At 60.1% G+C, this 24,511-nt stretch carries 27 protein-coding genes; 14 read left to right on the top strand and 13 right to left on the bottom strand.

Annotated elements, in window-relative coordinates:
* Positions 1-98 precede the first annotated feature (98 nt).
* Positions 99-1,199, top strand: a complete 1,101-nt coding sequence (locus tag ACSQ87_RS08455) for an IS110 family transposase (protein WP_436273578.1) — start codon at positions 99-101, stop codon at positions 1,197-1,199.
* A 396-nt stretch (positions 1,200-1,595) separates the two neighbouring features.
* Here the strand turns inward: ACSQ87_RS08455 and ACSQ87_RS08460 are convergent, their stop codons facing one another.
* The gene (locus ACSQ87_RS08460; RefSeq protein WP_008156164.1) at positions 1,596-1,991 is read right to left on the bottom strand and encodes a YbaN family protein; all 396 of its coding nucleotides are present in this window, start codon (positions 1,989-1,991) and stop codon (positions 1,596-1,598) included.
* A 10-nt stretch (positions 1,992-2,001) separates the two neighbouring features.
* The gene (locus ACSQ87_RS08465) at positions 2,002-2,589 is read right to left on the bottom strand and encodes a YecA family protein (RefSeq protein ID WP_008156162.1); all 588 of its coding nucleotides are present in this window, start codon (positions 2,587-2,589) and stop codon (positions 2,002-2,004) included.
* Between the two features lie 274 nt (positions 2,590-2,863).
* Here ACSQ87_RS08465 and recQ point away from each other — a divergent pair, with 274 nt between their 5' ends.
* The 4 genes from recQ to ACSQ87_RS08485 all read left to right on the top strand — a co-directional run bounded on the left by recQ (position 2,864) and on the right by ACSQ87_RS08485 (position 7,782).
* Positions 2,864-4,990 carry a DNA helicase RecQ gene (gene recQ, locus ACSQ87_RS08470; protein WP_140684330.1) on the top strand — a complete coding sequence of 709 codons (2,127 nt, stop codon included), beginning with the start codon at positions 2,864-2,866 and terminating at the stop codon, positions 4,988-4,990.
* Between the two features lie 119 nt (positions 4,991-5,109).
* Positions 5,110-5,544: a MarR family transcriptional regulator gene (locus ACSQ87_RS08475; protein WP_095127823.1), complete on the top strand. Its 435-nt coding sequence runs from the start codon at positions 5,110-5,112 to the stop codon at positions 5,542-5,544.
* Positions 5,545-5,672: 128 nt separating this feature from the next.
* Positions 5,673-7,463: a FimV/HubP family polar landmark protein gene (locus ACSQ87_RS08480; RefSeq protein WP_223433536.1), complete on the top strand. Its 1,791-nt coding sequence runs from the start codon at positions 5,673-5,675 to the stop codon at positions 7,461-7,463.
* Positions 7,464-7,494: 31 nt separating this feature from the next.
* Positions 7,495-7,782 carry a SelT/SelW/SelH family protein gene (locus ACSQ87_RS08485; protein ID WP_436273582.1) on the top strand — a complete coding sequence of 96 codons (288 nt, stop codon included), beginning with the start codon at positions 7,495-7,497 and terminating at the stop codon, positions 7,780-7,782.
* Here the strand turns inward: ACSQ87_RS08485 and ACSQ87_RS08490 are convergent.
* Both ACSQ87_RS08490 and ACSQ87_RS08495 read right to left on the bottom strand, forming a co-directional pair.
* Positions 7,776-8,669: a DMT family transporter gene (locus ACSQ87_RS08490; RefSeq protein ID WP_223433537.1), complete on the bottom strand. Its 894-nt coding sequence runs from the start codon at positions 8,667-8,669 to the stop codon at positions 7,776-7,778. The two genes, ACSQ87_RS08485 and ACSQ87_RS08490, sit on opposite strands and share 7 nt — an antisense overlap.
* A 95-nt stretch (positions 8,670-8,764) precedes the next feature.
* Entirely contained in the window at positions 8,765-9,529 is a 765-nt protein-coding gene (locus ACSQ87_RS08495) for a helix-turn-helix transcriptional regulator (protein ID WP_150655051.1), read from the bottom strand.
* A gap of 136 nt (positions 9,530-9,665) precedes the next feature.
* On the opposite strand from ACSQ87_RS08495, the gene ACSQ87_RS08500 reads away from it, so the two are divergent.
* Entirely contained in the window at positions 9,666-10,481 is an 816-nt protein-coding gene (locus tag ACSQ87_RS08500) for a UDP-2,3-diacylglucosamine diphosphatase (protein ID WP_223433538.1), read from the top strand.
* A 141-nt stretch (positions 10,482-10,622) separates the two neighbouring features.
* Here ACSQ87_RS08500 and ACSQ87_RS08505 read toward each other — a convergent pair whose 3' ends face one another.
* Positions 10,623-11,213, bottom strand: coding sequence for an HD domain-containing protein (locus tag ACSQ87_RS08505; protein ID WP_223433539.1), 591 nt, complete (start codon positions 11,211-11,213; stop codon positions 10,623-10,625).
* Positions 11,214-11,240: 27 nt separating this feature from the next.
* Positions 11,241-11,552 (bottom strand): Mpo1-like protein, encoded by a 312-nt coding sequence (locus ACSQ87_RS08510; RefSeq protein WP_223433540.1) that lies wholly within the window; start codon positions 11,550-11,552, stop codon positions 11,241-11,243.
* A gap of 160 nt (positions 11,553-11,712) precedes the next feature.
* On the opposite strand from ACSQ87_RS08510, the gene ACSQ87_RS08515 reads away from it, so the two are divergent.
* Positions 11,713-12,774, top strand: a complete 1,062-nt coding sequence (locus tag ACSQ87_RS08515; protein ID WP_223433541.1) for an AraC family transcriptional regulator — start codon at positions 11,713-11,715, stop codon at positions 12,772-12,774.
* Here ACSQ87_RS08515 and ACSQ87_RS08520 read toward each other — a convergent pair.
* Positions 12,731-14,185 (bottom strand): TrkH family potassium uptake protein, encoded by a 1,455-nt coding sequence (locus tag ACSQ87_RS08520; protein WP_223433542.1) that lies wholly within the window; start codon positions 14,183-14,185, stop codon positions 12,731-12,733. The genes ACSQ87_RS08515 and ACSQ87_RS08520 overlap by 44 nt on opposite strands.
* Positions 14,186-14,307: 122 nt before the next feature.
* Here ACSQ87_RS08520 and ACSQ87_RS08525 point away from each other — a divergent pair, with 122 nt between their 5' ends.
* Complete coding sequence (locus ACSQ87_RS08525) at positions 14,308-14,874, top strand: nitroreductase family protein (protein WP_223433543.1); 567 nt, start codon at positions 14,308-14,310, stop codon at positions 14,872-14,874.
* Between the two features lie 84 nt (positions 14,875-14,958).
* Here ACSQ87_RS08525 and ACSQ87_RS08530 read toward each other — a convergent pair whose 3' ends face one another.
* The 6 genes from ACSQ87_RS08530 to ACSQ87_RS08555 all read right to left on the bottom strand — a co-directional run bounded on the left by ACSQ87_RS08530 (position 14,959) and on the right by ACSQ87_RS08555 (position 19,254).
* Positions 14,959-16,299 carry a sensor histidine kinase gene (locus ACSQ87_RS08530; protein WP_223433544.1) on the bottom strand — a complete coding sequence of 447 codons (1,341 nt, stop codon included), beginning with the start codon at positions 16,297-16,299 and terminating at the stop codon, positions 14,959-14,961.
* Between the two features lie 67 nt (positions 16,300-16,366).
* On the bottom strand, positions 16,367-16,816 hold the full coding sequence (locus ACSQ87_RS08535) for an LTXXQ domain protein (protein ID WP_223433545.1): 450 nt from the start codon (positions 16,814-16,816) through the stop codon (positions 16,367-16,369).
* A gap of 331 nt (positions 16,817-17,147) precedes the next feature.
* Complete coding sequence (locus ACSQ87_RS08540) at positions 17,148-17,825, bottom strand: response regulator transcription factor (RefSeq protein WP_027922300.1); 678 nt, start codon at positions 17,823-17,825, stop codon at positions 17,148-17,150.
* Positions 17,826-17,832: 7 nt separating this feature from the next.
* Positions 17,833-18,246, bottom strand: coding sequence for a translation initiation factor 2 (locus ACSQ87_RS08545; protein WP_223433546.1), 414 nt, complete (start codon positions 18,244-18,246; stop codon positions 17,833-17,835).
* Between the two features lie 110 nt (positions 18,247-18,356).
* Positions 18,357-18,656, bottom strand: coding sequence for a YciI family protein (locus ACSQ87_RS08550; protein WP_046046433.1), 300 nt, complete (start codon positions 18,654-18,656; stop codon positions 18,357-18,359).
* A gap of 1 nt (position 18,657) precedes the next feature.
* Positions 18,658-19,254: a septation protein A gene (locus ACSQ87_RS08555; RefSeq protein WP_223433547.1), complete on the bottom strand. Its 597-nt coding sequence runs from the start codon at positions 19,252-19,254 to the stop codon at positions 18,658-18,660.
* Between the two features lie 87 nt (positions 19,255-19,341).
* On the opposite strand from ACSQ87_RS08555, the gene ACSQ87_RS08560 reads away from it, so the two are divergent.
* The 6 genes from ACSQ87_RS08560 (at position 19,342) to rluB (ending at position 24,475) form a co-directional block, all read left to right on the top strand.
* Positions 19,342-20,205: a PHP domain-containing protein gene (locus ACSQ87_RS08560; protein ID WP_223433548.1), complete on the top strand. Its 864-nt coding sequence runs from the start codon at positions 19,342-19,344 to the stop codon at positions 20,203-20,205.
* A gap of 13 nt (positions 20,206-20,218) precedes the next feature.
* Positions 20,219-20,848 (top strand): L-threonylcarbamoyladenylate synthase, encoded by a 630-nt coding sequence (locus tag ACSQ87_RS08565; protein WP_223433549.1) that lies wholly within the window; start codon positions 20,219-20,221, stop codon positions 20,846-20,848.
* Positions 20,849-21,670 (top strand): segregation and condensation protein A, encoded by an 822-nt coding sequence (locus ACSQ87_RS08570; protein ID WP_046055986.1) that lies wholly within the window; start codon positions 20,849-20,851, stop codon positions 21,668-21,670. It begins immediately after the preceding gene.
* An 11-nt stretch (positions 21,671-21,681) separates the two neighbouring features.
* Positions 21,682-22,680: an SMC-Scp complex subunit ScpB gene (gene scpB, locus ACSQ87_RS08575; protein ID WP_223433550.1), complete on the top strand. Its 999-nt coding sequence runs from the start codon at positions 21,682-21,684 to the stop codon at positions 22,678-22,680.
* A gap of 149 nt (positions 22,681-22,829) precedes the next feature.
* Positions 22,830-23,021 carry a DUF1289 domain-containing protein gene (locus tag ACSQ87_RS08580; protein WP_223431629.1) on the top strand — a complete coding sequence of 64 codons (192 nt, stop codon included), beginning with the start codon at positions 22,830-22,832 and terminating at the stop codon, positions 23,019-23,021.
* Between the two features lie 155 nt (positions 23,022-23,176).
* Positions 23,177-24,475, top strand: a complete 1,299-nt coding sequence (rluB, locus tag ACSQ87_RS08585) for a 23S rRNA pseudouridine(2605) synthase RluB (protein WP_008156114.1) — start codon at positions 23,177-23,179, stop codon at positions 24,473-24,475.
* The last annotated feature ends 36 nt before the right edge of the window (positions 24,476-24,511 follow it).

A 24,511-nucleotide genomic window follows, 5' to 3' on the forward strand; every position in this document is an offset into this window, starting at 1 on the left:
GGTATGCGGACTTGTAATTGAATGGACTCGCCCAAGCCGAGGCGTCTGTGCGCCACGGTGGCATTCTTATAGAAGCCAACGACAGCGAGGGCGAGGCCATGAAAAAGCATACGACGATCAATCAGTCTTTGTCAGCCGATCTGGCGGCATGCACCACAGTTGCGGTGGATCTTGCCAAAAGAGTCTTTCAGTTGGCCGGGGAGGATGTTCTCGGTCAGGTGTTGTTCGAGAATCGAATCAAGTCACGTGAGGCCTTTCAGGCATTTCTTCATAAGCTTCCAGCGAGCGTGACGGTGTTGGTGGAAACCGGGCCAGGCGCTCAGGCATGGGCACGATTGCTGCAAACGCAGGGTAATCCAGTCCGCATCCTGCCGGCCCAGCATGTGGCCAATCATCGCAACGGCCCGAAAAATGATCGCAACGATGCATTGGCTATCTTGCGCGCAGGCCGTGATTGCAAGATCTCAGCCGTACCGCTCAAGAGTGCGGCGGCGCTGGCGATGCAGGCTCTGCACAGGGCCCGGCAGGGATATGTACGGCGACGCACTGCGGTCGGCAATCAGATGCGCGGTTTACTGCTGGAACATGGTGTGGCTATGGCGCAGGGTGAAATGGCTATCAGCCAACTCGTGCCTCGGATAGTGGAAGATGCCACCCAGCCGTTACCCGATTTGCTGCGCGAACTCATCGCCGAATTGCTGGGTGAATGGGGTCAACTGGGCGAACGCATCAACGTGCTGACCGGTCGGCTGGAAGCGGCAGCGAAGGAGGATGAGACGGCGAAGCGGCTGATGACGGTGCGCGGCGTTGGCCCGATCATCGCCACGGCGCTGCTGGCCAAGCAGACCGAGCCTAAACGCTTTGCCAACGCGCGCTTGTTCGCCGCCTACTTCGGTTTGGTGCCCAGCCAGCACAGCAGCGGGGAGAAGGTCCGGTTGGGCAAGATGAGCAAGCAGGGCGATGCTTACTTGCGCAGTCTGACGATCCAGGGTGCCCACGCCGTTTTAAAACAGCTACGACCCGATTCACAGCAGCCGGATGACCAACGTCTCCAGCGTTGGATATCCCGCCTGGGTCGCAAGGAGGCAGCCGTGCGATTGGCCAACCGCAACCTGCGCATCCTCTGGGTGCTACTGCAAAACGACCAGACTTATCGTCGCCAGCCAGGCACTGGCCAGGAGGCGGCGATGAGTCACTGATAACAGAGTTCTGCCACCGGGGCGTTAAGCGCTCCAACCCATGCTGAAGAACATTGACCCAGGTCAGACCGTCGCGGATTGATGCCTAAGCTGCTACTGGCCCTTGAGGCCTTACTGTAATCGGCATACCACGAGCTTACCCAATGTTGGCCAGAAGCCGTTGAAGGCTTCCTCGAACAGGCCTCATACATAGATGCAACCGGGTAGCAGTGTTCAAAAAGCAGGTTGAACGTGGGGGCGAGTCCATACATAGCAGCTGGCGAAGCCTGCGTTCGACGGCGGAGCCGTCGTAAACCCTGCACACGCGGTTTGCCTGATAGACCACAGCAGATGGACTAGCGACGGCTCCGCCGTCGAACGCAGCCTTCGGCAGCTGCTACAGGGAGCGTGGTGAGTTCAGGGTTTGTGCAGGGTTTTCTGTTTGAGGATGTAGAGGGTCACCAACACGGCGCTGGTCAGCATGAACCCCCGCGCCCACGGCAGGGGCACCAGATAGCAGGAGAGCAGGATGCTCGCCCACATCAGACCGATGGCGTAGACCTTGCCCTTGAGCGGGATGCCGTTGCCGCTCAGGTAATCGCGAACCCATGGCCCAAGCCGCGGATGTTCAACCAGCCAATGATAAAAGCGCGGCGAACTGCGGGCGAAGCAGGCGGCCGCCAGCAGCAGGAAGGGCGTGGTGGGTAAAACCGGAAGGAAAATCCCGATCACCCCCAGCGCTACGCTCAGCCAGCCGATGGCCAGCAGCACGTAACGCAACATCAGGGAGCGGTTGCCTATGGGGTTGTCCATAGGCAAAACCTTAGTGGTGACGAGGCTTGAGGATCGCCGGTTTTTCGTCTGGCGCCTGGCACAGCAGGTACAGCGCAGTCAGCGCTTCCGGGATCTGCACGATCATGTCGTCCATCAGGTTGGCGTCTTTGGCGATGTCTTCGAACTCAGGCTGTTCGTCGAACAGACCCGAACCGACCATGATCGGCAGCAGCATTTCGCTGACTTCGTCTTCGGCGGTTTCGAACCAGGCTGCTTCGCGCAGGAACACGCCTTCCATGAAACCGATGCACCAGCCGCGCAGGTCGGAGTCATCCGGCTCTTCGCCCAGGTCCAGGTCGCAGGGCAGCTCGAACTCTTCATCGGATGCCAGTTGGCGAGCGATGTGAGCCTTGAGGGCCAACAGGGTGGATTCGATCGCTTCACGCTCGGTGTCGTCGGCGTAATGCGGCTCTTCGGCGAAGAGGGCGTCGATCCATTCACGGTCGGGAACGGTTTCGGAACAGATCGACAGCGCAGTGAGGTAGCCGTGGGCGGCCACGTAGTCCAGCGCCTCGTCATGCAGTTCGTCGGCGTCGAGGAAGACTTGCAGGCGGGTTAGTTGCTCAGCGAAGGACATTAAAGGGCTACCTTGGGAATTAAACAGATGCGGGAATTCTAGGCCTTCTTGAGCGCTTGGGCCAGCCGCGCGGCATTTTTGCAACCCAGTGTGTCTTCTCAGTGGCACCCTTTGGCGGACGGGCGTCGGGTATACTCGCGCGTTTTGTGATGCCCTGCCGGCGTCGCGGCTGAAATGTGAAGCGTCATGCAATGCGCACTTACGATTTGTCGGTGCAGCCTTCGTGGTTCTGAACCAGCCTTGCAGGGATGTTTTTGTGATTTTTGGAGTTTCTATGCTCGAACAGGCTCAACGCGTCCTCAAGGACATCTTCGGCTACGACAGTTTCCGTGGCCGTCAGGGTGCAATCATTGAGCGCGTGGCCAGTGGCGGCGACGCCCTGGTGCTGATGCCTACCGGTGGCGGCAAGTCCTTGTGCTTCCAGGTGCCGGCGCTGTTGCGCGAAGGCCTGGCGGTGGTGGTGTCGCCGTTGATCGCCCTGATGGACGACCAGGTCGCCACCCTCGAAGAGCTGGGCGTCGCGGCGGCAGCATTGAACTCCACGCTCAGCGCCGAGCAGCAGCGCGATCTGGCGGCACGGATCAAGCGCGGTGAAGTGAAAATGCTTTATCTCGCGCCCGAGCGTCTGGTTCAGCCACGGATGCTGGCGTTCCTGCAAAGTCTTGAAATTTCCCTGTTCGCCATCGACGAAGCCCACTGCGTGTCCCAATGGGGCCACGACTTCCGCCGCGAATACCTGCAACTGGGCCAGTTGGCGGAATTGTTCCCCAACGTCCCGCGTATCGCCCTGACTGCGACCGCCGACAAGCGTACCCGGGAAGAAATCGTCGACCGCCTTCATCTTCAGGATGCCGAGCGTTTTCTGTCGAGTTTCGACCGCCCCAACATTTTCTATCGCATCGTGCCCAAAGAGCAGCCGCGCAAGCAGTTGCTGGCGTTCCTCGCCGAACGGCGCAGCGATGCCGGCATCGTCTATTGCCTGTCGCGCAAGAAAGTCGACGAAGTGGCGGTATTCCTCAGCGAACAAGGCTTCCCGGCACTGCCGTACCACGCCGGTCTGCCCAACGATACCCGGGCTCACCACCAGAAGCGCTTCCTCAATGAGGAAGGCCTGATCATGGTTGCCACCGTGGCGTTCGGCATGGGCATAGACAAGCCCAACGTGCGCTTTGTCGCTCACCTCGATTTGCCAAAATCCCTTGAGGCTTACTACCAGGAAACCGGTCGCGGCGGCCGAGACGGTCTGCCGGCAGACGCCTGGATGGCTTACGGCCTGCAAGACGTGGTGATGCTCAAGCAGATGTTGCAGAACTCCGAGGGCGACGAGCGCCACAAGCGTCTGGAGCAGCATAAGCTCGACGCCATGCTCTCGCTCTGCGAAGAAACCCGCTGCCGTCGCCAGACGCTGCTGGCCTACTTCGACGAAGACATGCCCGAGCCGTGTGGCCATTGCGACAACTGCGTCGATGGCGTGCAGACCTGGGACGCCACCGAGCCGGCGCGTCAGGCACTTTCGGCGATCTACCGCACCGGCCAGCGTTACGGTGTCGGGCATTTGGTCGATGTGTTACTGGGCAAGGACAACGAAAAGGTCCGCAGCTTCGGCCATCAACATCTGTCGGTCTATGGTGTGGGCAAGGCGATGGGAGAGAGCGAATGGCGCTCCTTGTTCCGTCAGCTGGTTGCCCGCGGTCTGGCGGACATCGACCTGGAAGGCTACGGCGGCCTGCGCCTGAGCGACACCTGTCGACCGCTGCTCAAGGGCGAAGTAACCCTGGAGCTGCGCCGCGACCTCAAGCCGCAAACCACGGCCAAAAGCAGCAAGAGCCAGGCGAGCCAACTGGTTCGCGGCGAAGAGCGCGAACAGTGGGAAGCCTTGCGCGCCCTGCGTCGAAAACTCGCCGAAGAGCATGGTGTGCCGCCGTACGTCATCTTCCCTGACTCGACACTGCTGGAAATGCTCCGCAGCCAACCGACCTCGCTGTCGGAAATGGCCACGGTCAGCGGCGTTGGTGCGCGCAAGCTGGAGCGTTACGGCGAGGCCTTCCTCGAAGTCCTCGGCGGACAGGTCGAGGCGCCGAAAGTGGTGGCCGACCTGCGCCACGAACTGATCACCCTGGCCCGTGCCGGCATGACACCGTTGCAGATCGCCGGTCAGCTGCAATGCTCGGAAAAGAACGTCTACACGCTGCTCGCCGAAGCGATTGGCAAGCAGCAGTTGTCGCTGGAGCAAGCGCTGGATCTGCCCGAAGAGTTGATGGGTGAAATCCAGGACGCGTTCCTCGACGGCGAGGGCGAATTGCCGCCCGTGTCGGAGATTGCCGCGCTGTTCGCCGGGAGAGTGCCGGAAGGGGTTTTGTACTGTGTTCGGGCGGCGCTGCAATCCGAATTCGAGATTTAGGTGATCTTCCACGTAGATGTAACGATTCAGTACAGAGCAAGCCTTGCCTCTGGCCAAGGGTCATGCTTAGCTGACTAATAATTAGTTTTTCTCTATTTCAGTCTAATCATGAGTGTTTTATGCCGTTAACCGACCAACACCGCTTTGGCATGCAACTGGCCCAGATGTCGCGCGGCTGGCGTGCCGAACTGGACCGCCGTCTGGCTGGCCTGGGTCTGTCCCAGGCGCGCTGGCTGGTGCTGCTGCACCTGGCGCGTTTTGATGATGCCCCGACCCAACGTGAACTGGCGCAGAGCGTCGGCGTTGAAGGGCCGACCCTGGCTCGTCTGCTCGACAGCCTCGAAAGCCAAGGACTGGTGCAACGTCAATCGGTGCTGGAAGACCGCCGGGCGAAGAAAATCGTCCTCTGCGCTCCGGCCCTTCCCTTGATCGAACAAATTGAAACCATTGCCACCCAACTGCGCCACGAGTTGTTCGAAGGCGTCGATGAGGCGGATTTGAAGATCTGCATGCGTGTCCACGGGCACATTCTGGCCAACCTGGAAAAGTCTTGAGGCATAAACGTCCCCTGGACTTTTGAGATACCCCGTTGGGCAGACTATAAAGAACTACTTGGCAATATCGTGTTCGTACCGGATGTGCGAACGCGTACAAGATGGTTCTGGTTATCTAAGGGATGCTCATGCTCGAGAGTTGGCACATGGTTTTGCGGTGTTGCGCCAGGCTGCTTCTGGTCGGTGGTGCTGTCACTTACTCGGCATTGGCGCCCGCGTTGGGCCTGGGTGATATCACCCTGCATTCAGCGCTGAATCAGCCGTTGCGCGCCGACATCGCCCTGGAAGATGCCGCCGGTCTGGAGGAGGGCGAACTCTCGGTCAGCCTGGCGACAGCGGAGGAGTTCAGCCGCGCCGGCATCGATCGGGTGTTCTTTCTCAATAATCTGAAATTCACCCCGATCCTGCGTGGCAACCGCAGCCTGATCCGGGTGAGTTCCAGCAAACCGGTCAATGAACCTTTCCTGAATTTCCTGGTGCAGCTCAATCAGCCCAACGGGCGCGTGCTGCGCGAGTACACGGTGCTGATCGATCCGCCGGGTTCGCCGGGGATTGTTCCCGTCACCGACGAACCGGTGACCGACGTTCAGTCCTCCGGATTCCCGACGGTTGAGCCGCTCGTTGCGAAGCCACCTGCGGCGAAGAGCAAAAAGCCCCCTGTTCCTCGCGTCGATCAACCTGCCGCCGCGCCTGTGAGTGATCCCGTTGCCGAACAACTGGCCGCCAGCGTGCTGCAAAACCAGCAGCTGCAAGCAACCATCGATGAATTGACTGCGAAGCTTCAGGCCCAGGAGGAGCAGGTCGCTGGTCAGAAAAAGCAGGTGACGGAACTGCAAACCCAATTGGCGGAAATCAAGACCGCGGCGGTGGAGCCGGTTGCACCTGTCGTTGCGGCTCCAGCACCGGCCGTTGTTGAAGAGCCTGAGTCTACTAATTGGCTGCAGATGCTCGGGTTGCTGACGGTGGTGGCTCTGGTGTTGCTGGGGTTGTTCGTTCGGCGTCAACGACAACAGGTTCGGGCATTGCCCGACGCTTTACCTGTTTTGCCGTCACGGCATGAACCGGTGCTCAATCGCACTGCAGAACCGGTTGCCCAATCGTCAGAGTTGCAACCGGCAACTGAATCGGGTGAAGAGTCGCCCGCCGGCGATGTGTTTGAAGGGGTTGATATCTATCTGGCCTATGGCCGTTTTTCCGAAGCGGCCGGTTTGTTGCGAGAGGCGCTGATCAAGGCGCCGCAGCGCACGGATCTGGCCGTGCAGCTGTTGGAAGTCTTGGGTAAACAGGGTGACGTACCCGCCTATGAGGCACAGGAAAACAACCTGCGTGATGCCGGATACGACCTGCAAGAACTTCAGAATATTCGCGCTCGACACCCGAAATTGAGCAGTGCGGCACCGTTGGCCGTTGCAGCGTCAATCACTCCCCCCAAGGCTGTGATTGCCGAAGCAGCACCCAACGATGAGTTCCAGTTGAACCTGGATGACCTGTCGATGGATTCTAGTTGGGACTTGATCAGCCCTTTTGAGCACTCGCCGTCCGCCGCGAAGCCATTGAGTGAATCCGCGCCGGTCGAGCCGCCGTTTGTCTCGAACCTGCACGTCTTGCCCGAGGTATTTGAAATGCCCGACGACTCGACGCTGGACGAGCCCGAACTTGAATGGGTCGCCGAGCCAGACTCGCAGTCTCTGGATGACACCTTTCTCAACGAGTTCAGCGATCCCGGCCAGTCGCTGGAGCTGGAACCGCTGAATCTGGAACCGGCCGAGCCGAGCAGCGCCGACAAACTGGAGCAAGCCCAGACCTGCATTGATGATGGCGATCTGGACAGCGCCATCGAACTGCTCAACGAGTTGCTCAAAGAAGATAACGAGCCGCTTAAGCAGACCGCCCGGAACCTGCTCACCGGGCTATCATAGCGGCGCCCTCTGGCTCAGGAGTTCGCCGATCATGACTGCACGCAAACCGGAAATCATCATCACGTATTGCACGCAATGCCAGTGGCTGTTGCGTGCGGCCTGGCTGGCCCAGGAACTGCTCAGCACCTTCGGTAACGACCTGGGCAAAGTGTCGCTGGTGCCCGGCACCGGTGGGGTGTTTCACATTTTCTGTGGCGATGTGCAGATCTGGGAGCGCAAGGCTGATGGTGGTTTCCCGGAGGCCAAAGTGCTGAAGCAGCGGGTCCGCGATCAAATTGATCCGGACCGCGACCTGGGGCACAACGACCGCACTCAGTGAGAGGCGGCTTCTGCCGCAACGGTCTTCTTGCTTGAGCCGCCCGAGAGTCGGCTGGAGACCACGATCGCCACGATGATCAGCGCGCCACCGATCAGCATGCGCAGCGTCGGGTTTTCATCAAACAGCAGCCAGGCCACGGTGATGCCGTAAACCGGTTCCAGGGCGAACACCACGGCCGCGGTCCGCGCCTTGATCACTGCCAGGCTGGCGACAAAAAGACTGTGAGCGACGCCAGTGCAGAACACCCCGAGCAATCCGATCCACAACCAGTCGATGGCGCGCACTTCGCTCAACTGCGGTGCCGCCACCGGCAACAGGCACAACGCGACCACCACGTTCTGACACAGCGCAGCCTGCACCGCCGGGATTCGCCCGGAGCTGGCTCGGTTGGTCAGCGATAGCAGAGAGAACAGCAAACCTGAACCCACCGCCCACAGCAGACCCATTGTGGCGCCACTGGCCAGATCGAAATCAGGGGTGACCAGCACCAGCCCGACACTGACCAGCACCACCAGCAGGATTTCGTTGGCGCGAATTCGCTCGCGGAAAATCAACCCTTCAAGAATCACGGTAAACGCCGGGAAGCTGGCAAAACCCAGGGTCGCGATCGCCACGCCCGCGACCTTCACAGCGATGAAGAAACTCACCCAGTGTCCGGCCAGCAGCAAACCGCTGAGCAACAGTCGGCGCCAGTCCACAGCCTCGAGTTTCTGCCAGCGAGTAGTGCTGGCGAACCGCGCAAAAACGGCTAACGCCAGCACAGCGAACGCGGCACGACCAAAAACGATAATGGCGGGGGAAGCCGCAGCAAGTTTGCCGAACACACCGGTCAAGCCGAACATCAGTGCGCCGATATGCAGGGCGCCAAGGGCGGTACGGGGAGTCATTGCAATCCTTAACAACAAGCGAACAAAGATGTGGGAGCAGCTTTCGGCAGCTCCTGCATTGAACCGTGAAACCCCCAGTTGTGTCTGTCGGCAAACTATTGCCTTTTGTCGCCAACCTCGCGCCGCAATTTTCCGGGTGAGGCACCGAACTCCCGCAACACCGCCGCCGCGAAGGCGCTCTGCGAACTGTAACCGACCCGACTGGCAATCTCGCCGATCGGCAGCGCCGAATCCCGCAACAAACCCACGGCCATGTGCAAACGCCGACTGCGGATGTAATCCATCGGCGTCTGCCCGCATTCAGCAACGAACCGCGCGTGCAGCCGAGCGCTGGACAGACCGGCGATGCGCGCCAGGTCGGCAACTTGAAGTGGATAAGCGGCGTACTGATCGATATGCGCATTCAGCGCCGCATAAGGCAGGCGCCGACCGCCGATGATCTCGGGTTTGGCGTTGTTGAGACTGGCCAGCAGCAACACCGCGCCTTGTTGCGCGATCAATGGATCGTTGACCTGACTGCCCGCCAACCAACTGACCAATTGGCTTTGCCCGGCATCCAGTGGCAGGCGACCGGCGTTATCGAGCAAACGTCGGCTGGCCTCGGCGTGATCGCCCAGGGACTGAGAAACCCATTGGTCGCTTGGCACATCCAGCACCAGGCAACGGCTGCCATTGGCGCTACCGCAGGCGTGATGGAAACCGGACGGCACCACCACGAAACTCTGCTGGACCACCTGGCTGCCACGCCCGTCGACCTCGAAATCCAGTGCACCCGACAGCCCGAACACCAGCTGCGCGTGGTCGTGACTGTGGACGATCAGGTCATGAGTGTATTGGCGTAGCGTGAGGATCGGTCTCATCGCAGGTCTCCCGGGCAAGGCTGCCAGTCTACACCGAGGGCAATCGTGGGGCGCTGTCACAGGACTGACTCGCCACTGTCATGGGCAATTAACCCGACCGGCGCAAAGTTGCAAAAACTTTTGCAGAGGGTTGCCCATGACCAGCGCCGAGCTCGCCAAACCCAGTCGTAAGCAACGTGTGCGGACCTTGTGGATTTCCGACGTGCATCTGGGCACCCGGGATTGCCAGGCTGAACACCTGTCGCAGTTTCTCAAGGGCTACCACGCGGACAAGATCTACCTGGTCGGCGACATCATCGATGGCTGGAAGCTGCGCGGCGGCATGTACTGGCCTCAGGCGCACACGAATGTGATCCGCCGCTTGCTGACCATGAGCAAGCGCGGCACCGAGGTGATCTACGTCACCGGCAACCACGACGAATTCCTGCGCCGCTATTCGAAGCTGATTCTGGGCAATATCCAACTGGTGGATGAAGCCGTGCACGTGACCGCCGATGGTCGCCATCTGCTGGTCATTCATGGCGACCAGTTTGACGTGATCACGAGGTATCACCGCTGGCTGGCCTTTCTCGGCGACTCGGCCTACGAATTCACCCTGACCCTCAACCGCTGGCTCAACCATTGGCGCGCACGCTATGGCTACGGTTACTGGTCGCTGTCGGCGTATCTCAAGCACAAGGTCAAAACCGCGGTCAGCTTCATCAGCGATTTCGAAGAAGCCATCGCTCACGAATGCGTCAAACGCGAGTTGCATGGCGTTATATGCGGGCACATTCACCATGCCGAAATACGCAAGGTCGGCGGGGTGGATTACCTCAATTGCGGGGATTGGGTGGAGTCGTGCACTGCGCTGATCGAGCATTGGGACGGATCGATCGAGTTGTATCGATTGGCGGATGCCCAGGCGCGGGAGGCGGAGTTGAAAGCCATAAAAATCGCAGAACCGGCTTAAATCGCTAGAGATGTGGTGTATGGATAGGCCTCTTCGCGAGCAAGCCCGCTCCCACATTGGACTTTGTCTAACTTGAGAATGCGGTCAACTGTGGGAGCGGGCTTGCTCGCGAATGGACTGCGCAGCAGTCACCAGCAGTTTTCAGGCTGGCGAATGTTCTTCCATCGCCGCCTTGTAAATCGAATGCTTGGGCTGCGCAAACAACCGTTCCATCATCGGTTCAAAGAAGCTCAGCGGTAGCGTGTCATACGCCGGATCAAACGCCGCTGCGTCATATTTGGCGCAAAACTCAATGGTCGCCTGATACTGCGGATGCCCGCTGAATTGCTCGCGCAAATGCCGGTCCATCCCTAGATGATGGAAGAAGTAATACCCCTGGAAAATTCCGTGTTTTTCGACCATCCACAGGTTCTCGGCGCTGACGAACGGCTTGAGAATCGCTGCTGCGATGTCCGGGTGGTTGTAGGAACCCAAGGTGTCGCCGATGTCGTGAAGCAGTGCGCAGACCACGTATTCTTCATCCCGGCCATCGCGCCAGGCACGGCTGGCGGTTTGCAGGGAATGGGTCAGACGATCCACCGGGAAGCCGCCAAAATCACCTTCCAGTAATTTCAGGTGCGCCACAATCCGAGTCGGCAATTGCCTCGCATAGGCACTGAAATCTGCGGCGATGATCGCCCAGTCTTCCTGCGTGCCGTCCCGCATGTGGGTGAACCGGGCGTTGGCATTCATCGTCTGTCCTCCTGTGGTTCATTGCGCCTAGAACGGCACGCGACCCAGAATCATGTCTCGGTACATGACGAAATCGCCGAGCAGGCTGTAAAACGGATGTTGAAAGGTCGCGGGACGGTTCTTCTCGAAGAAGAAATGCCCGGCCCAGGCGAAGCTGTAACCCGCCAGCGGAAGGGCCCATAACAGCAGCCAGGCGCCTTTGCCGATGGTCAGGACCAAAATGAAAACAACCAGCGTCGTGCCGATAAAGTGCAATCGTCGGCAGGTACTGTTGCTGTGTTCGCTGAGGTAATATGGGTAGAACTCAGCGAAGCTGTTGAAACGTTTGATGTTTTCCACGACTGCGATCTCTGTGGTTATTGTTCTGACTGCAAGATGTTCTGCGGGTAGCTTATTTGAGTCTAGAGTGATCATTGGCATCAGCCAGTGACAATAGGCGCCACTTTAGTATCCTTCGGAAATTGGCCGTAGCATGCGGCTCATCATGTAAGTGGGCGACATGAGCGAACGAACGACTTCTGCAAGCTGGGCGATGGGGATTGTCAAAGCACTGGAGATGGACGGCCTGGATTGCCGGGTTCTGTTCAAACAGCTGGGGCTCGACTACGCGGCACTGGATGATCCGGACGCGCGCTTCCCGCAAGATTCCATGACACGCCTGTGGCAGCGCGCGGTTGAGCTGTCCGGCAACCCGGCGATTGGCCTGAACATGGGCAAGGTGGTGCGACCGGCCTCCTTCCATGTGGCGGGCTACGCCTTGATGTCCAGCCAGACCCTGGCCGAAGGCTTTCAACGGCTGGTGCGTTATCAGCGGATCATTGCGGAAAGTGCCGACCTGAGTTTTCGGTTGTTGGATGAGGGTTATGCGCTGATTCTGACGGTCCACGGCGATCATCTGCCACCGACCCGGCAGAGTGCGGAAGCGTCACTGGCCTGTGCCCTGGCGCTGTGTGGCTGGTTGACCGGGCGCACCCTGCAACCGCGCAAGGTGCTGGTGCAGGGCAATCAGCCCGTCGATCTCGAACCCTACAAACAAGCCTTTCATGCGCCTTTGATGTTCAACGCGCCTTATGACGCCTTGATCTTCGAACGCGCTGACATGGAGGCGCCGCTGCCTACCGCCAACGAGGCTATGGCGCTGTTGCATGACCGGTTTGCCGGCGAATACCTGGCACGGTTTTCCGAGAGTCGCGTGACCCACAAGGCGCGGCAGGTGCTCTGCCGATTGCTGCCCCAGGGCGAACCCAAGCGCGATACCGTGGCGCAGACGCTGCACCTGTCGCAACGCACCTTGCAGCGACGCTTGCAGGAAGAGGGCACGAGTTTTCAGACGTTGCTGGACGACACCCGGCGTGAACTGGCCGAGCAATACCTGGCTCGGCCGACCATGACCCTGCTGGAAATTGCCTACCTGCTGGGGTTCGCCGATCCGAGCAATTTCTTCCGCGCCTTCCGCCGCTGGTTCGACGCCACCCCCGGCGAGTACCGGACGCGGTTGATGGGCGCGCCTGCTCCTGTCAGTGACGCCAGAACGCCGGAATACACAGAACAAATACCGTAATGATCTCGAGTCGGCCCAGTAGCATACCGAACGAGAGAATCCACTTGGCGGCGTCCGGCAGGGTGGCGAAGTTGCCCGCCGGGCCAATGGTCTCGCCCAGGCCCGGACCGACGCCGGACACCGTGCTGGCCGCGCCAGTGAGGGCGGTCATCCAGTCAACGCCGAGCAGCGACAACAGCAGCGCGATCACGCAGATGGTGATGGCGAAGAAGAACGAAAAGGTCAGAATCGAACGCACGATCTCTTCGTCGAGGCGGTGACCGTTGTACTTCTGCTTGATCACCGCGCGCGGGTGAATCAGCTGGTTAAGGTTGGCCTTGAGCAGGATGTAGGCGACCTGGAAGCGGAAAATCTTGATCCCGCCAGCGGTCGAGCCCGAGCAGCCGCCGATAAAGCCCAGATAGAAGAACAGCATTAGCGAGAAATTGCCCCAGAGGCTGTAGTCTCCCAGCGCAAATCCTGTGGTCGTCACCACCGAGGTCACGTTCAGCGCCACGTGCCGCAGCGCCTCCAGCCAATGCAGCTGGGTGGTCCACCAATACCAGGTGCCGAGCACCAGCCAGGTCACCAGCAACATGCCGAGCAAGCCTTGCACCTGTTCATCCTTGATCAGCGCCCGACGGTTACCGCGTAACATGGCGACATACAGGGTGAACGGCAGAGCGCCGAGAATCATGATGACAATCGCGACCCAATGCACCGCAGGCTGCGGCCACTTGGCCAAAGACTGGTCGGAGGTGGAAAACCCGCCGGTGGAAATCGCCGACATCGCGTGGTTGATCGCATCGAACGGGCTCATCCCGGCCCACCAGAACGCCAGGCTGCCGATAATGGTGATGCCGACGTAGGCTGCAACGATCAAACGCGCCACCATGTGCGAACGGGGCATGACTTTTTCGGAACGGTCCGACGACTCTGTCTGAAACAGCCGCATGCCACCAATGCGCAGCAGTGGCAGAATCGCTACCGCCATGCCGATAAAGCCGATGCCGCCGATCCAGTGCAGCAACGAGCGCCACATCAGAATGCCAGGGGACATGGCGTCCAGGCCCGTGAGTACCGTCGACCCGGTGGCGGTGATGCCGGACATGCTTTCGAAGAACGAATCGGTGTAGCTGATGTGCTGGGTCAGCAGGAACGGCAGCGCGGCGAAGATGCACACCACCAGCCAGCTGCTGACCGTCAGCAGGTACATGTCTCGCGGGCGCAGGTGAATGTGTTCGGGACGACCGGGGATGACCAGGGCCAAACCCGCGACGAAGGTAATCATGCTCGCCCAGAGGAACGACGGCAGGTCGCTGGTGCGGTCGAAAATCACCAGGGTGGCCATGGGCACGACCATGGCGATGGCCAGCGTGATCAGGAAGATGCCGATGATGAAACCAATAATCCGTAAGGTCGGCAACGCCATGAAGTCCGCTCGGGCTGAAATAGGGAAGGGCGCCATTCTACCTGCGGGGCAGGGCATGTAAACCGGCGCCGCCTGCGCAGTTGCAGCTAGAATAGCCAAACATTTTTTTCAGGAGGTGGCCGATGCAGGCTCTCGACGCTTTGCTCAACCGTGTTTCCGTTCCACGACTGCTCGAACCGGCACCGACCGCAGAACAACGCGAAGTGTTGTTTGGCGCTGCGATGCGAGCGCCAGATCATGGCCACTTGCAGCCTTGGCGTTTCCTGACAGTCGAAGGCGCGGCGCGCGAGCAAATGGGCGAGTTGCTGGCCGAAGCGGCGAAGCTGCAGGACAGTGAAGTGTCCGAGGCGGCGTTGGACAAGGCGCGTAACGGTCCACTGCGCGCGCCACTGGTAGTTGTGGTGATCGCCCGGTTGCAGGATCACGTTAAATATCCGAAGTCCGAACAACTTCTGGCGGCGGGTTGTGCGGCTCACGGGATTTTGCTGGCGGCTTATGCGCAAGGGATTGGTGCGGTGTGGCGCACGGGTGAACTGGCGTATTCGGCGCATGTGGCCAAGGGGTTGGGCCTGGCTGAAGGGGAAGAGGTGATTGCGTTTCTTTACCTCGGCACGCCGCAGAAGGAGCCGCGCGTGGCGGAGAAGGTTGGTCTGGCCGAGTTTGTCAGCGCCTGGCCCGGTAAGGCCTGAAGATCAAAAGATCGCAGCCTCGTTTCACTCGACAGCTCCTACAGGGGGACGCGAGGCTGCGATCTTTTTGCACCACCATGGCGCTTACGGCTGAACAACCGCCCCCGGCACTAACGGCAATTCCAGGCTGGCAATGAACCCGCCCTCAGGGTGATTGGCCAGCACCAGACTCCCGCCATGCCGCTCTGCCGCACGGCGCGCAATCGCCAACCCTAAACCATGCCCCGCCGCCGTCTGCCCCGGCGCCCGGTAGAACGGTTCGCCCAACTGGCTCAAATGCGCAGCCTCTACGCCCGGCCCATGGTCACGCACACTGACCACAATCCGCTCGCCCTGACGCACCGCCTGCATTTCAATCGATTGCCCCACCGGGTTGAACCGCTGAGCATTGCGCAGCAGGTTGTCGACGGCGCGCTCGATCATCGTCGGCCAGCCTTTGAGGTTCAGCTGCGGCTCGGCCTCAAGGTGCACATTCTGCTCCGGCGAACCCAATTGAGCATCCTTTTGCAGCGTGTTGAGCAGCGCATTGAGATCAACCTCTTCAGCGCTGGCGTTGTCGGCATCGACCCGCGCCAGTACCAGGATTTCGCTGATCAGTGCTTCCAGTCGGTCGCACTCCCGAGTGAGGCGCGGCCAGAGTTTTTCCCGTTCTTCCGGGTTGGCCCGCTCGGCGAGTGCCAGTGCAATGCGCAGCCGGGCAAGCGGTGAACGCAGTTCATGGGACACATCCCGCAGCAACTGCCGCTGACTGCCGATCAAACTTTGCAGACGCGCGCCCATGCGGTTGAAGTCGTTGGCCAGCACGCCGAATTCATCGCGCCGGTTGGCCAGTTTTACCAGGCTGTTTTGTTGGTAGGTGGTTTGCCCCAGATCATGCACCGCGCCGCGCAAGCGGCTGAGTGGGCGAGTAATGGACATCGTCACGAACAGGCTGAACAAGGTCAGCACCACCAACGCGATCCCCAGCGCACTCAATGGCCAGAGCAGGCTTTCGCGGTGCCAGGAATCAAGTTCCGGGTGCGGGATGCGATAAATCAGCAGGTAGGTGTCACCGGTTTTTTCGCTGGTGTACTCCGCCGTCAAGCGACGCCATGGCAGGCGCCGATCATCGTTGTTCTGACGCGCTTCGAAGGCAGCCGCCCTGCGTGGGAACGTACCGCGCACCACCGGATCGCCGCTCTCGTTGAGCACTTGAACGTCGATGTGATACTGGCGCTTGCGCTGTTCCAGAATGTCCTGGGCCGCGTCTTCACCCTGTGATTCGTAAGTTTGCGTCCACTGTTCGGCCAAGGTATTGAGGCCGGGATGGCGACTGAGAATCCACGCGTCCTGGTTGAGCATGTGCCCCAGCAGAATGGAGAGCCCTGCAACCAGAGCGATGGCCAACCAGAAACTGGCCAGAATACGCCAGAACAATGAGCGCACAGAAAATCCTCAAGCAAAGAAAGCCCAACGGCGATTAACCGTTGGGCTGTGATATGACGCTAGAACATTATTGCGCCTTTTGCGGCTGTTGCGCTTTCCAGGCCTTGAACTCGGCCCATTCGGCGCGACGCTCAGCCTGTTTTTTCTGGATCTCGTCGAATTGCTTCTGTTGATCCGGTTTCAGCAAGGCACGCACATCGGCTTCGCCTTTTTTGTGGTTGGCCGCCATTTCATCTTTCATGGCCTTCTGGTCGGCTGGCGAGAGTTTTTCCAGGTACTTGTCGACCACTTGCTGACGCTCATGCATCTGCTCACCCATGATTTTACGGATCTGCTCGCGCTGTTCGCGGCTCAGGTCCAGCTGGCTGTACGGGCCTTTGCCGTGCATGCCGTGCATCTGACCGCCATGGCGTGAGCCGTCCATCGGGCTACCCATCGGGCCGGCACCTTCAGGCATGGCCATGGCAACGGTCGGCAGGGCGGCAGCGAACATCAGAGCGATAAGAGTCTTGCGCATAGTGAATCTCCTTGTCTCGTTCCCGGTACGTTCCGGATGAGTACAGATTACGGAGATCAAGGTCAGCGGCGGTCAGCGGAGCGTAAAGCTTGGGTAAAGACGATTTCAGATTGACCTGACAAATCCAACACTTTTGCCGATTTCATTGACCAAACATGACCGGTGTAGCAGCTGTCGAGCCCCAGCGAGGCTGCGTTCGGCTGCGCAGCAGTCGTAAACCCTGAACACGTGGTTTACTTGAAAAAACGCATCGCCTGATTTCGCGACTGCTGCGCAGCCGAACGCAGCCTCGCTGGGGCTCGACAGCTGCTACGAAGGTTTGCGTTGGATTTCAGAGGCTGTAGTAGTAGCCACGGCTGCGCAGGGCCACGATGCGCGGGCGACCGTCGGGGTGCGGGCCGATCTTTTTGCGCAGGTTGCTGACGTGCATGTCCAGGCTGCGGTCGTACAGCGTCAGCTTGCGACCGAGGGCGATTTGCGCCAGTTCCTGTTTGTCCAGCGGCTCGCCGGGTTGCTTGAGCAAGGCTTCGAGCAAACGGCTTTCGGAAACGGTAAGGGTGAATTCCTGTTCATCGATGCTGACCACGCCGCGCACCGGACTGAAACACAGGTCGCCCAGTTCCAGCTGGCTGGACACCGCCGCCGGATGACTGCGGCGCAACACGGCGCGCAGACGAGCTGTCAGTTCCCGTGGGTCGCACGGTTTGGCAAGGTAGTCGTCAGCGCCGAGTTCCAGGCCGAGGATGCGGTCCAGCGGTTCACCGCGAGCCGAAAGCATCAGCACCGGCAAGTCCGGGTGATCGCTGCGCAATTGCTTGAGCAGCTCCAGGCCGCTGCCGTCCGGCAGCATCACGTCCAGTACCACAGCTGCCGGCGACGTTTCGGCCAGTGCGCGACGGGCGCTCTGACCATCGTGGCAGGCGCGGACCTGGAAGCCTTCCTGGCTCAACCAGCTGCTCAGGAGCTCACATAGCTCCTGGTCATCATCAATTAATAACAGCTCGCTCATGACTCACTCAATTTAGCCATTGCCTACGTTTTCTGGTGGCACCACTGGCGAAGATACCGCAGAGCAGCGCCAATAGCGCTACTGCGGCGCCGATGACGAACCACTGTTGCTGATCGGTCAATAGACGCGGCAGCGGGCTGCTGGCTTGGGCTTCCTTGAGTTGCAGCTTGAGGCGCTGATTCTCTTGGCGCAACCGGCTCAGCTGGGCACTTTCGCGTTCGGCATCGGTATTCTGCAGTTGTTTGCTCAATACTTCTCGTTGCTGTTCGCTTACCTTCAAGCGCTGTTGCAACTCGGTGATCTGGCTGCCGGCGCTCAGGGACAGCGGTGTGGAATTACCGCCCTCGGCGCTTTCTTCACCATGAGCAGGGGCCACAATCGACAACGTCACCAACATCAGACACAACGGACCTTTGCGCATCGCCACTCCTGATTCCAATACGAGTATTGGGCAGGTTGTCGGCCGGTAAACGAGAATAATGAGCGTTGAGCGCGCGATGAACCGATAAGGTTCATCGCGCTGGAGGGATATTAAGGCAGGACTTGCTTGAACGGCTTGACCGAAACGTTGGCGTAGACGCCTGCGGCGACATACGGATCAGCGTCGGCCCAAGCCTGGGCGGCGCTCAGGGAATCGAATTCGGCGACGATCAGGCTGCCGGTGAAACCCGCAGCGCCCGGATCATTGCTGTCGACCGCCGGGTGTGGGCCGGCCAAAACGATGCGCCCTTCACCTTTGAGCACTTGCAGGCGCTCAAGGTGGGCAGGCCGTGCGGCCAGGCGGGCTTCCAGGGAGTTGGCGACGTCTGTGGCAATGATTGCGTAAAGCATGTCAGTCCTCGGTTTTTGGCGTTGTGGTATCGGCGTCGTGCAGGTGGCGGGACAGGTAAATGCCCTGGCCGACCAGGAACAGCAGCGTCATGCCCAGGCTGCCGAAGACTTTGAAGTCGACCCAGTAGTCCTGAAAGGTGAACGCGACGAACAGGTTGGCGGCACCGCAAAACAGGAAAAACCCGATCCAGGCGATGTTCAGACGGGTCCAGACCGGCTCCGGCAGGGTCAGCGCGTGGCCCATGATGCGTTTGATCAGCAATTGCTCACCGACGAAGTGGCTGCCAATGAACGCCAGGGCGAACAGCCAGTTCACCACCGGGGCTTTCCATTTGAGGAAGGTTTCGCTGTGGAACGCCAGGGTCAGGCTGCCGAAGACCAGGCAGGCGATGAGGGTTAGCCACTGGCTCTTCTCGAGCTTGCGCTGCTTGATGAACAGCGTGCCGTAAACCACCAGGGAGCTGATGATCAGCATGGCGGTGGCGCTGTAAATACCGCCTACAGTCAACTCCTGACCGGCGATGTCGACGACCCGTGGATCGAGTTTGAAGACGATGAAGAACAGCAGAAGCGGGATGAAATCGATGAATTGTTTCACAGTGGCAGCCAGAAGCAGGATGTGGCGGCATAATAACAAACATATGGGCGCGCGATAGCGCCAGCTGATTTGAGGTAAAAAAGTCCTGTGAATGTTGATTTGCACTGCCATAGCACGGCCTCCGACGGCGCTCTCGCGCCTGCAATACTGGTTGCGCGTGCGTTCGAGAAAGGCGTGCGAGTCCTGGCCCTGACCGATCACGACACCCTCGAAGGCCTCGACGAGGCTCGCAGTGCGGCGACCGCGCTGGGGATGCAATTGGTCAATGGCGTCGAATTGTCCTGCACCTGGGGCGGCGCGACCATTCACGTGCTGGGCTATGGTTTCGACGTCAACGCCGCGCCGTTGGTCGAGGCCATCGCTAAATTGCACGATGGCCGCTGGCTACGTTCCGAAGAAATAAGCCGAAAACTGGCATTGAAAGGCATGCCGGGCGCGCTCGAAGGGGCTCGGGCCATCCAGCAGGAACTGGGCGACAGCGGCAACGCGCCGGCCCGCCCGCATTTCGCCGACTGGATGGTGCGTGAAGGTTTCGTCAAGGATCGCGCCGAAGCGTTCCGCAAATGGCTGGGCGCCGGCAAGCTGGGGGACGTCAAGCAACACTGGCCGACCTTGGAAGACACCGTCGAAACCCTGCGCGCCGCCAAGGCCTGGGTCAGCCTGGCGCATCCGTGGCACTACGATTTCACTCGCAGCAAACGTCGCCGGCTGATTGCCGACTATATTCAAGCAGGGGGCCACGCTATCGAAGTGGTCAATGGCCATCAGCCCGCCGAGCAAGTGGGCAGCCTGGCGATTCTCGCCCGTGAATTCGGTCTGCTGGTCAGCGCCGGCAGTGATTTTCATGGCCCTGGAGGCTGGTCCGAGATCGGTGAATACCGCCCGCTTCCGGAGGATTTGCCACCACTGTGGTGTCGATTCAAACATGACCCAATTATTGCCGCCGTCTGAACAGGTAGAGAATGTGAGTCAATTTTTCCAGATTCATCCGGAAAACCCGCAAGTGCGCCTGATCAAACAGGCTGTCGAGATCATTCGCAGCGGCGGGGTGGTGATTTATCCCACAGACTCGTCCTACGCCATTGGTTGCCAGATCGGCGACAAGAATGCCGTGGAGCGCGTGCGCCGGTTGAGACAGCTGGACGAAAAGCATAACTTCGCGCTGATTTGCAGCGACCTGTCGCAACTGGGGCTGTTTGCCAAAATCGATACCGGCACCTTCCGCCTGCTTAAAGCTCACCTGCCGGGGCCTTACACCTTCATTCTCAACGCCACCCGCGAAGTCCCGCGGCTGTTGTTGCACCCGAAAAAACGCACCATCGGGCTGCGCGTGCCGAGCCATCCGATTGCCCTGGCGCTGCTGGAAGAACTCGGCGAACCGCTGATGAGCGTGACCCTGATCATGCCCGGCGACACCGACCCGATGACCGATCCTTACGAAATGCGTCAGTTGCTCGAGCATCAGGTCGACCTGATCATCGACGGCGGTTTTGGCGGGATCAAGGCGTCCACCGTGATCAACCTCGCCGACGGCGAGCCGGAAGTGATCCGCGTTGGTTGCGGCGACCCGACGCCGTTCATGGCCGAGGCGTAGATGTCTGCAGTAGAACCCGTTGTCGACAGTCAGGCCGGAGCCCAGCAAGAGCTGCCCTTCGCGATGGTCTATGGCCAGGCGGTCATGGAAATGCCGCTGGACCTGTACATTCCGCCGGATGCGCTTGAGGTTTTTCTCGAAGCTTTCGAAGGCCCCCTCGACCTGCTGCTGTACCTGATCCGCAAACAGAACATCAACATTCTCGACATCCCGGTGGCGGAAATCACCCGTCAGTACATGGGCTATGTCGAGTTGATGCAGTCGGTGCGCCTGGAGTTGGCCGCCGAGTACCTGGTCATGGCCGCGATGCTGGCCGAGATCAAATCGCGGATGCTGCTGCCGCGTGCCGAAACGATCGAGGCCGAAGAAGACGACCCCCGCGCTGAACTGATCCGCCGCTTGCAAGAGTACGAACGCTTCAAGGCTGCTGCCGAAGGCATCGATGGCCTGAGCCGTGTGGGTCGTGACGTGGTCGTCCCCAGGCTCGACGCCCCGGAGGCCCGGGCGCGCAAGCTGTTGCCAGACGTGCGTCTTTCAGAGCTGTTGTTGTCCATGGCAGAAGTGTTGCGCCGTGGCGACATGTTCGAAAGTCACCAGGTCAGCCGCGAGGCGCTGTCCACCCGCGAACGCATGAGCGATGTGCTGGAGCGCCTCAAGGGCGGCGGTTTCGTGCCCTTTGCCGAGCTGTTCACCGCTGAGGAAGGACGTCTGGGGGTGGTGGTAACCTTTATGGCGATTCTCGAACTGGTCAAGGAATCCTTGGTCGAGCTGGTGCAGAATGAGCCGTTCGCAGCGATCCACGTGCGGGCCCGAGCCGAATAACGAGTTGAATCATGAACCTGACTGAACCCCGCGAGCTGGCGCCATTGCTTGAAGCCTTTCTGTTGGCCTCGGGAAAACCGCAATCGCTTGAACGCCTGTTCGAACTCTTCGAAGAGGGCGAGCGGCCGGAGCCGCCGGTCTTCAAGAAAGCCCTGACGATTCTCGCCAAGTCCTGCGACGGCCGCGCCTTCGAGCTGAAGGAAGTGGCCTCCGGGTATCGCTTGCAGATCCGCGAAAAGTTCTCGCCGTGGGTAGGACGTTTGTGGGAAGAGCGGCCGCAGCGCTATTCCCGCGCCATGCTCGAAACCATTGCGCTGATTGCCTATCGCCAGCCGATCACCCGGGGCGAGATCGAAGACGTGCGGGGCGTGGCGGTCAACAGCCACATCGTCAAAACCTTGCTGGAGCGCGAGTGGATCCGCATCGTCGGCTACCGCGACGTGCCGGGTAAACCGGCGATGTTTGCGACCACCAAGGCGTTTCTCGATCACTTCAATCTGAAAAACCTCGACGATTTGCCACCGCTGGCCGAATTGCGCGAACTTGAACCTGATCCGGTGCTCGATTTCGACGACGCGCCGGTGCCTGCCGGGTTGCAGGAGTTGGCCGACGCCAGCGCCGAGCCGGAAGAGCCGAAGGAAGAAACCAGTTTCCATACACTGTTGCTGGAACTCGACACGATGGAGGAGGGGCTCAAGACCGACTTCGACGATCTGTTGCGCGATGGCGAGGTGACCGAGACCGAAGAGATCCTGGATCAGCCCGAGTTTGAGCCTGAAATCGAAGTTGAACTTCAGGTCGAGCCCGAAGCCACGGTCGAAGAAGAGCAGGAAGAAGAGCAAGAAGATGATGTGCTCGGCGTTGCCGAGGCTCGCGAAAAACTCCTGGCCGCCGTCGCCGCCCTTGAACAACACAAGCCCGAGCCCGAGCCTAAGCTGAGCGACGAAGAAGCCGAAGCCCGGGCCCTCGCCGAAGCAATCGAGGCCGAACGCCGCGAATTCGACGACTGACTCGAATCTTGTGGACACTGAATATCCCCTGTGGGAGCGGGCTTGCTCGCGAAGGCGGTGGGTCAGGCAACAATAATGTCGACTGACCCACCGCCTTCGCGAGCAAGCCCGCTCCCACAGTGGTTTTGTGGTGTTGCCTGGAATTATCGATGAGCTCAACCAAAGACCCCTGCATAAGCCTCTGCAAATTCACCGACGACATCTGCATCGGCTGTGGCCGCAGCAAGCGCGAGATCAAGGCGTGGAAGAAACTCGACAAGGTCGACAAGCGCACGGTACTGGCCGAAGCGTCGCTGCGGCTAACCAAACTCGGCGCCACCGGTCGGCGGAAATCCAGGTAAGTCGCCATTGATCAGCTAGTCTCTGATGCGCGAACGCTCCCATGAGCGTATGATTCGCGACCCTTCGGCGATCCCTTCGCCCGAGAACCAGCTTTCAACTCTTCAGGACCCTCACTTCAGAGCTGCCTGAACAGACCACACCGGGAGGTGCCCAGATGAGTATCAACGACCAGAAAGACGACCAGGAAATCGGCCCAGCAGGCGAAAAACTGCAGAAAGTCCTCGCCCGTATCGGCGTCGGCTCGCGCCGTGACGTAGAAGCCTGGATCAGCCACGGCCGCATCAAGGTCAATGGCAAAGACGCCACCCTCGGGCAGCGCGTCGACATGCACGACGCCATCACCATTGATGGCAAGGTGATCAAGCGCGAAGAAGCCGCCGAGTCGGTACGCCGCGTGATCATGTACAACAAGCCGGACGGCGAAATCTGCACCCGCCTTGATCCGGAAGGCCGTCCGACCGTTTTCGACAAGATGCCGCGCCCGAAAGAAGGTCGCTGGATCAACATCGGTCGTCTGGACATCAACACCACCGGTCTGCTGATGTTCACCACCGACGGTGAGCTGGCCAACCGCCTGATGCACCCTTCCTACGAAATGGACCGTGAATACGCGGTACGTGTGCGTGGCGAAGTCGATGACGAGATGATCGAGCGTCTGAAAGCAGGCGTCGTCCTCGAAGACGGCCCGGCCAAGTTCACCGACATCAAGCAAGCGCCGGGTGGCGAAGGTTTCAACCACTGGTATCACTGCGTGGTGATGGAAGGTCGCAACCGCGAAGTCCGTCGTCTCTGGGAATCCCAGGGCCTGGTGGTCAGCCGTCTGAAGCGCGTGCGTTTCGGTCCGGTGTTCCTCAACTCCGACCTGCCGATGGGTCGCTGGCGCGAAATGAGCCAGTACGAAGTCGACATTCTGAGTGCTGAAGTTGGCCTGACGCCTGTGGCCATGCCGCAGATGAATGCCAAGAGCAAAGACAAGCTCGACCGCATGCAGCGTAAATCGTCGCGTCCAATGGGCAAGACCGAGCGCGTGCGTTCGTTGCGTCCAGCGATCGGCAACCAGACAGCGGCTACTCCACGTGATACTCGTGAACCGCATATCGAAGGCGAGCGTCCAGCCCGCAAACCAGCAGCACCTCGTGCTGACGGCGAGCGCGGTCCACGCACGCCACGTCCGGCCAATGGTCGCACTGAGCGCGGCGAAGGCCGTGGTGCACCAAGCGGTGGTCGTAGCGATCGCGGTGCTCCAGCCGGTCGTGGTGAGTCTCGTGGTGAGTCGGGTCGCGGTACGCCGGTGGCAGACCGTCCTTCCGACACCAAGCGCCCGGCCAAGGCACCGGCGAAGAAGCGTCCAGGCATCGTTCTGGTCGACAAGGACGCGCCATCGGGCAAGCGCCGTGGTGCGCCAGCCGGTTCGGGCCAGCGTCCGGGCTTCGGTCGTCGCAAGCCTGAGTAATCGGTAAGCGGCACATGAAAAACGCCAACCCTCGGG

Origin of the sequence: Pseudomonas sp. LjRoot277, assembly GCF_964253845.1 — a bacterium.
Lineage (GTDB): Bacteria > Pseudomonadota > Gammaproteobacteria > Pseudomonadales > Pseudomonadaceae > Aquipseudomonas.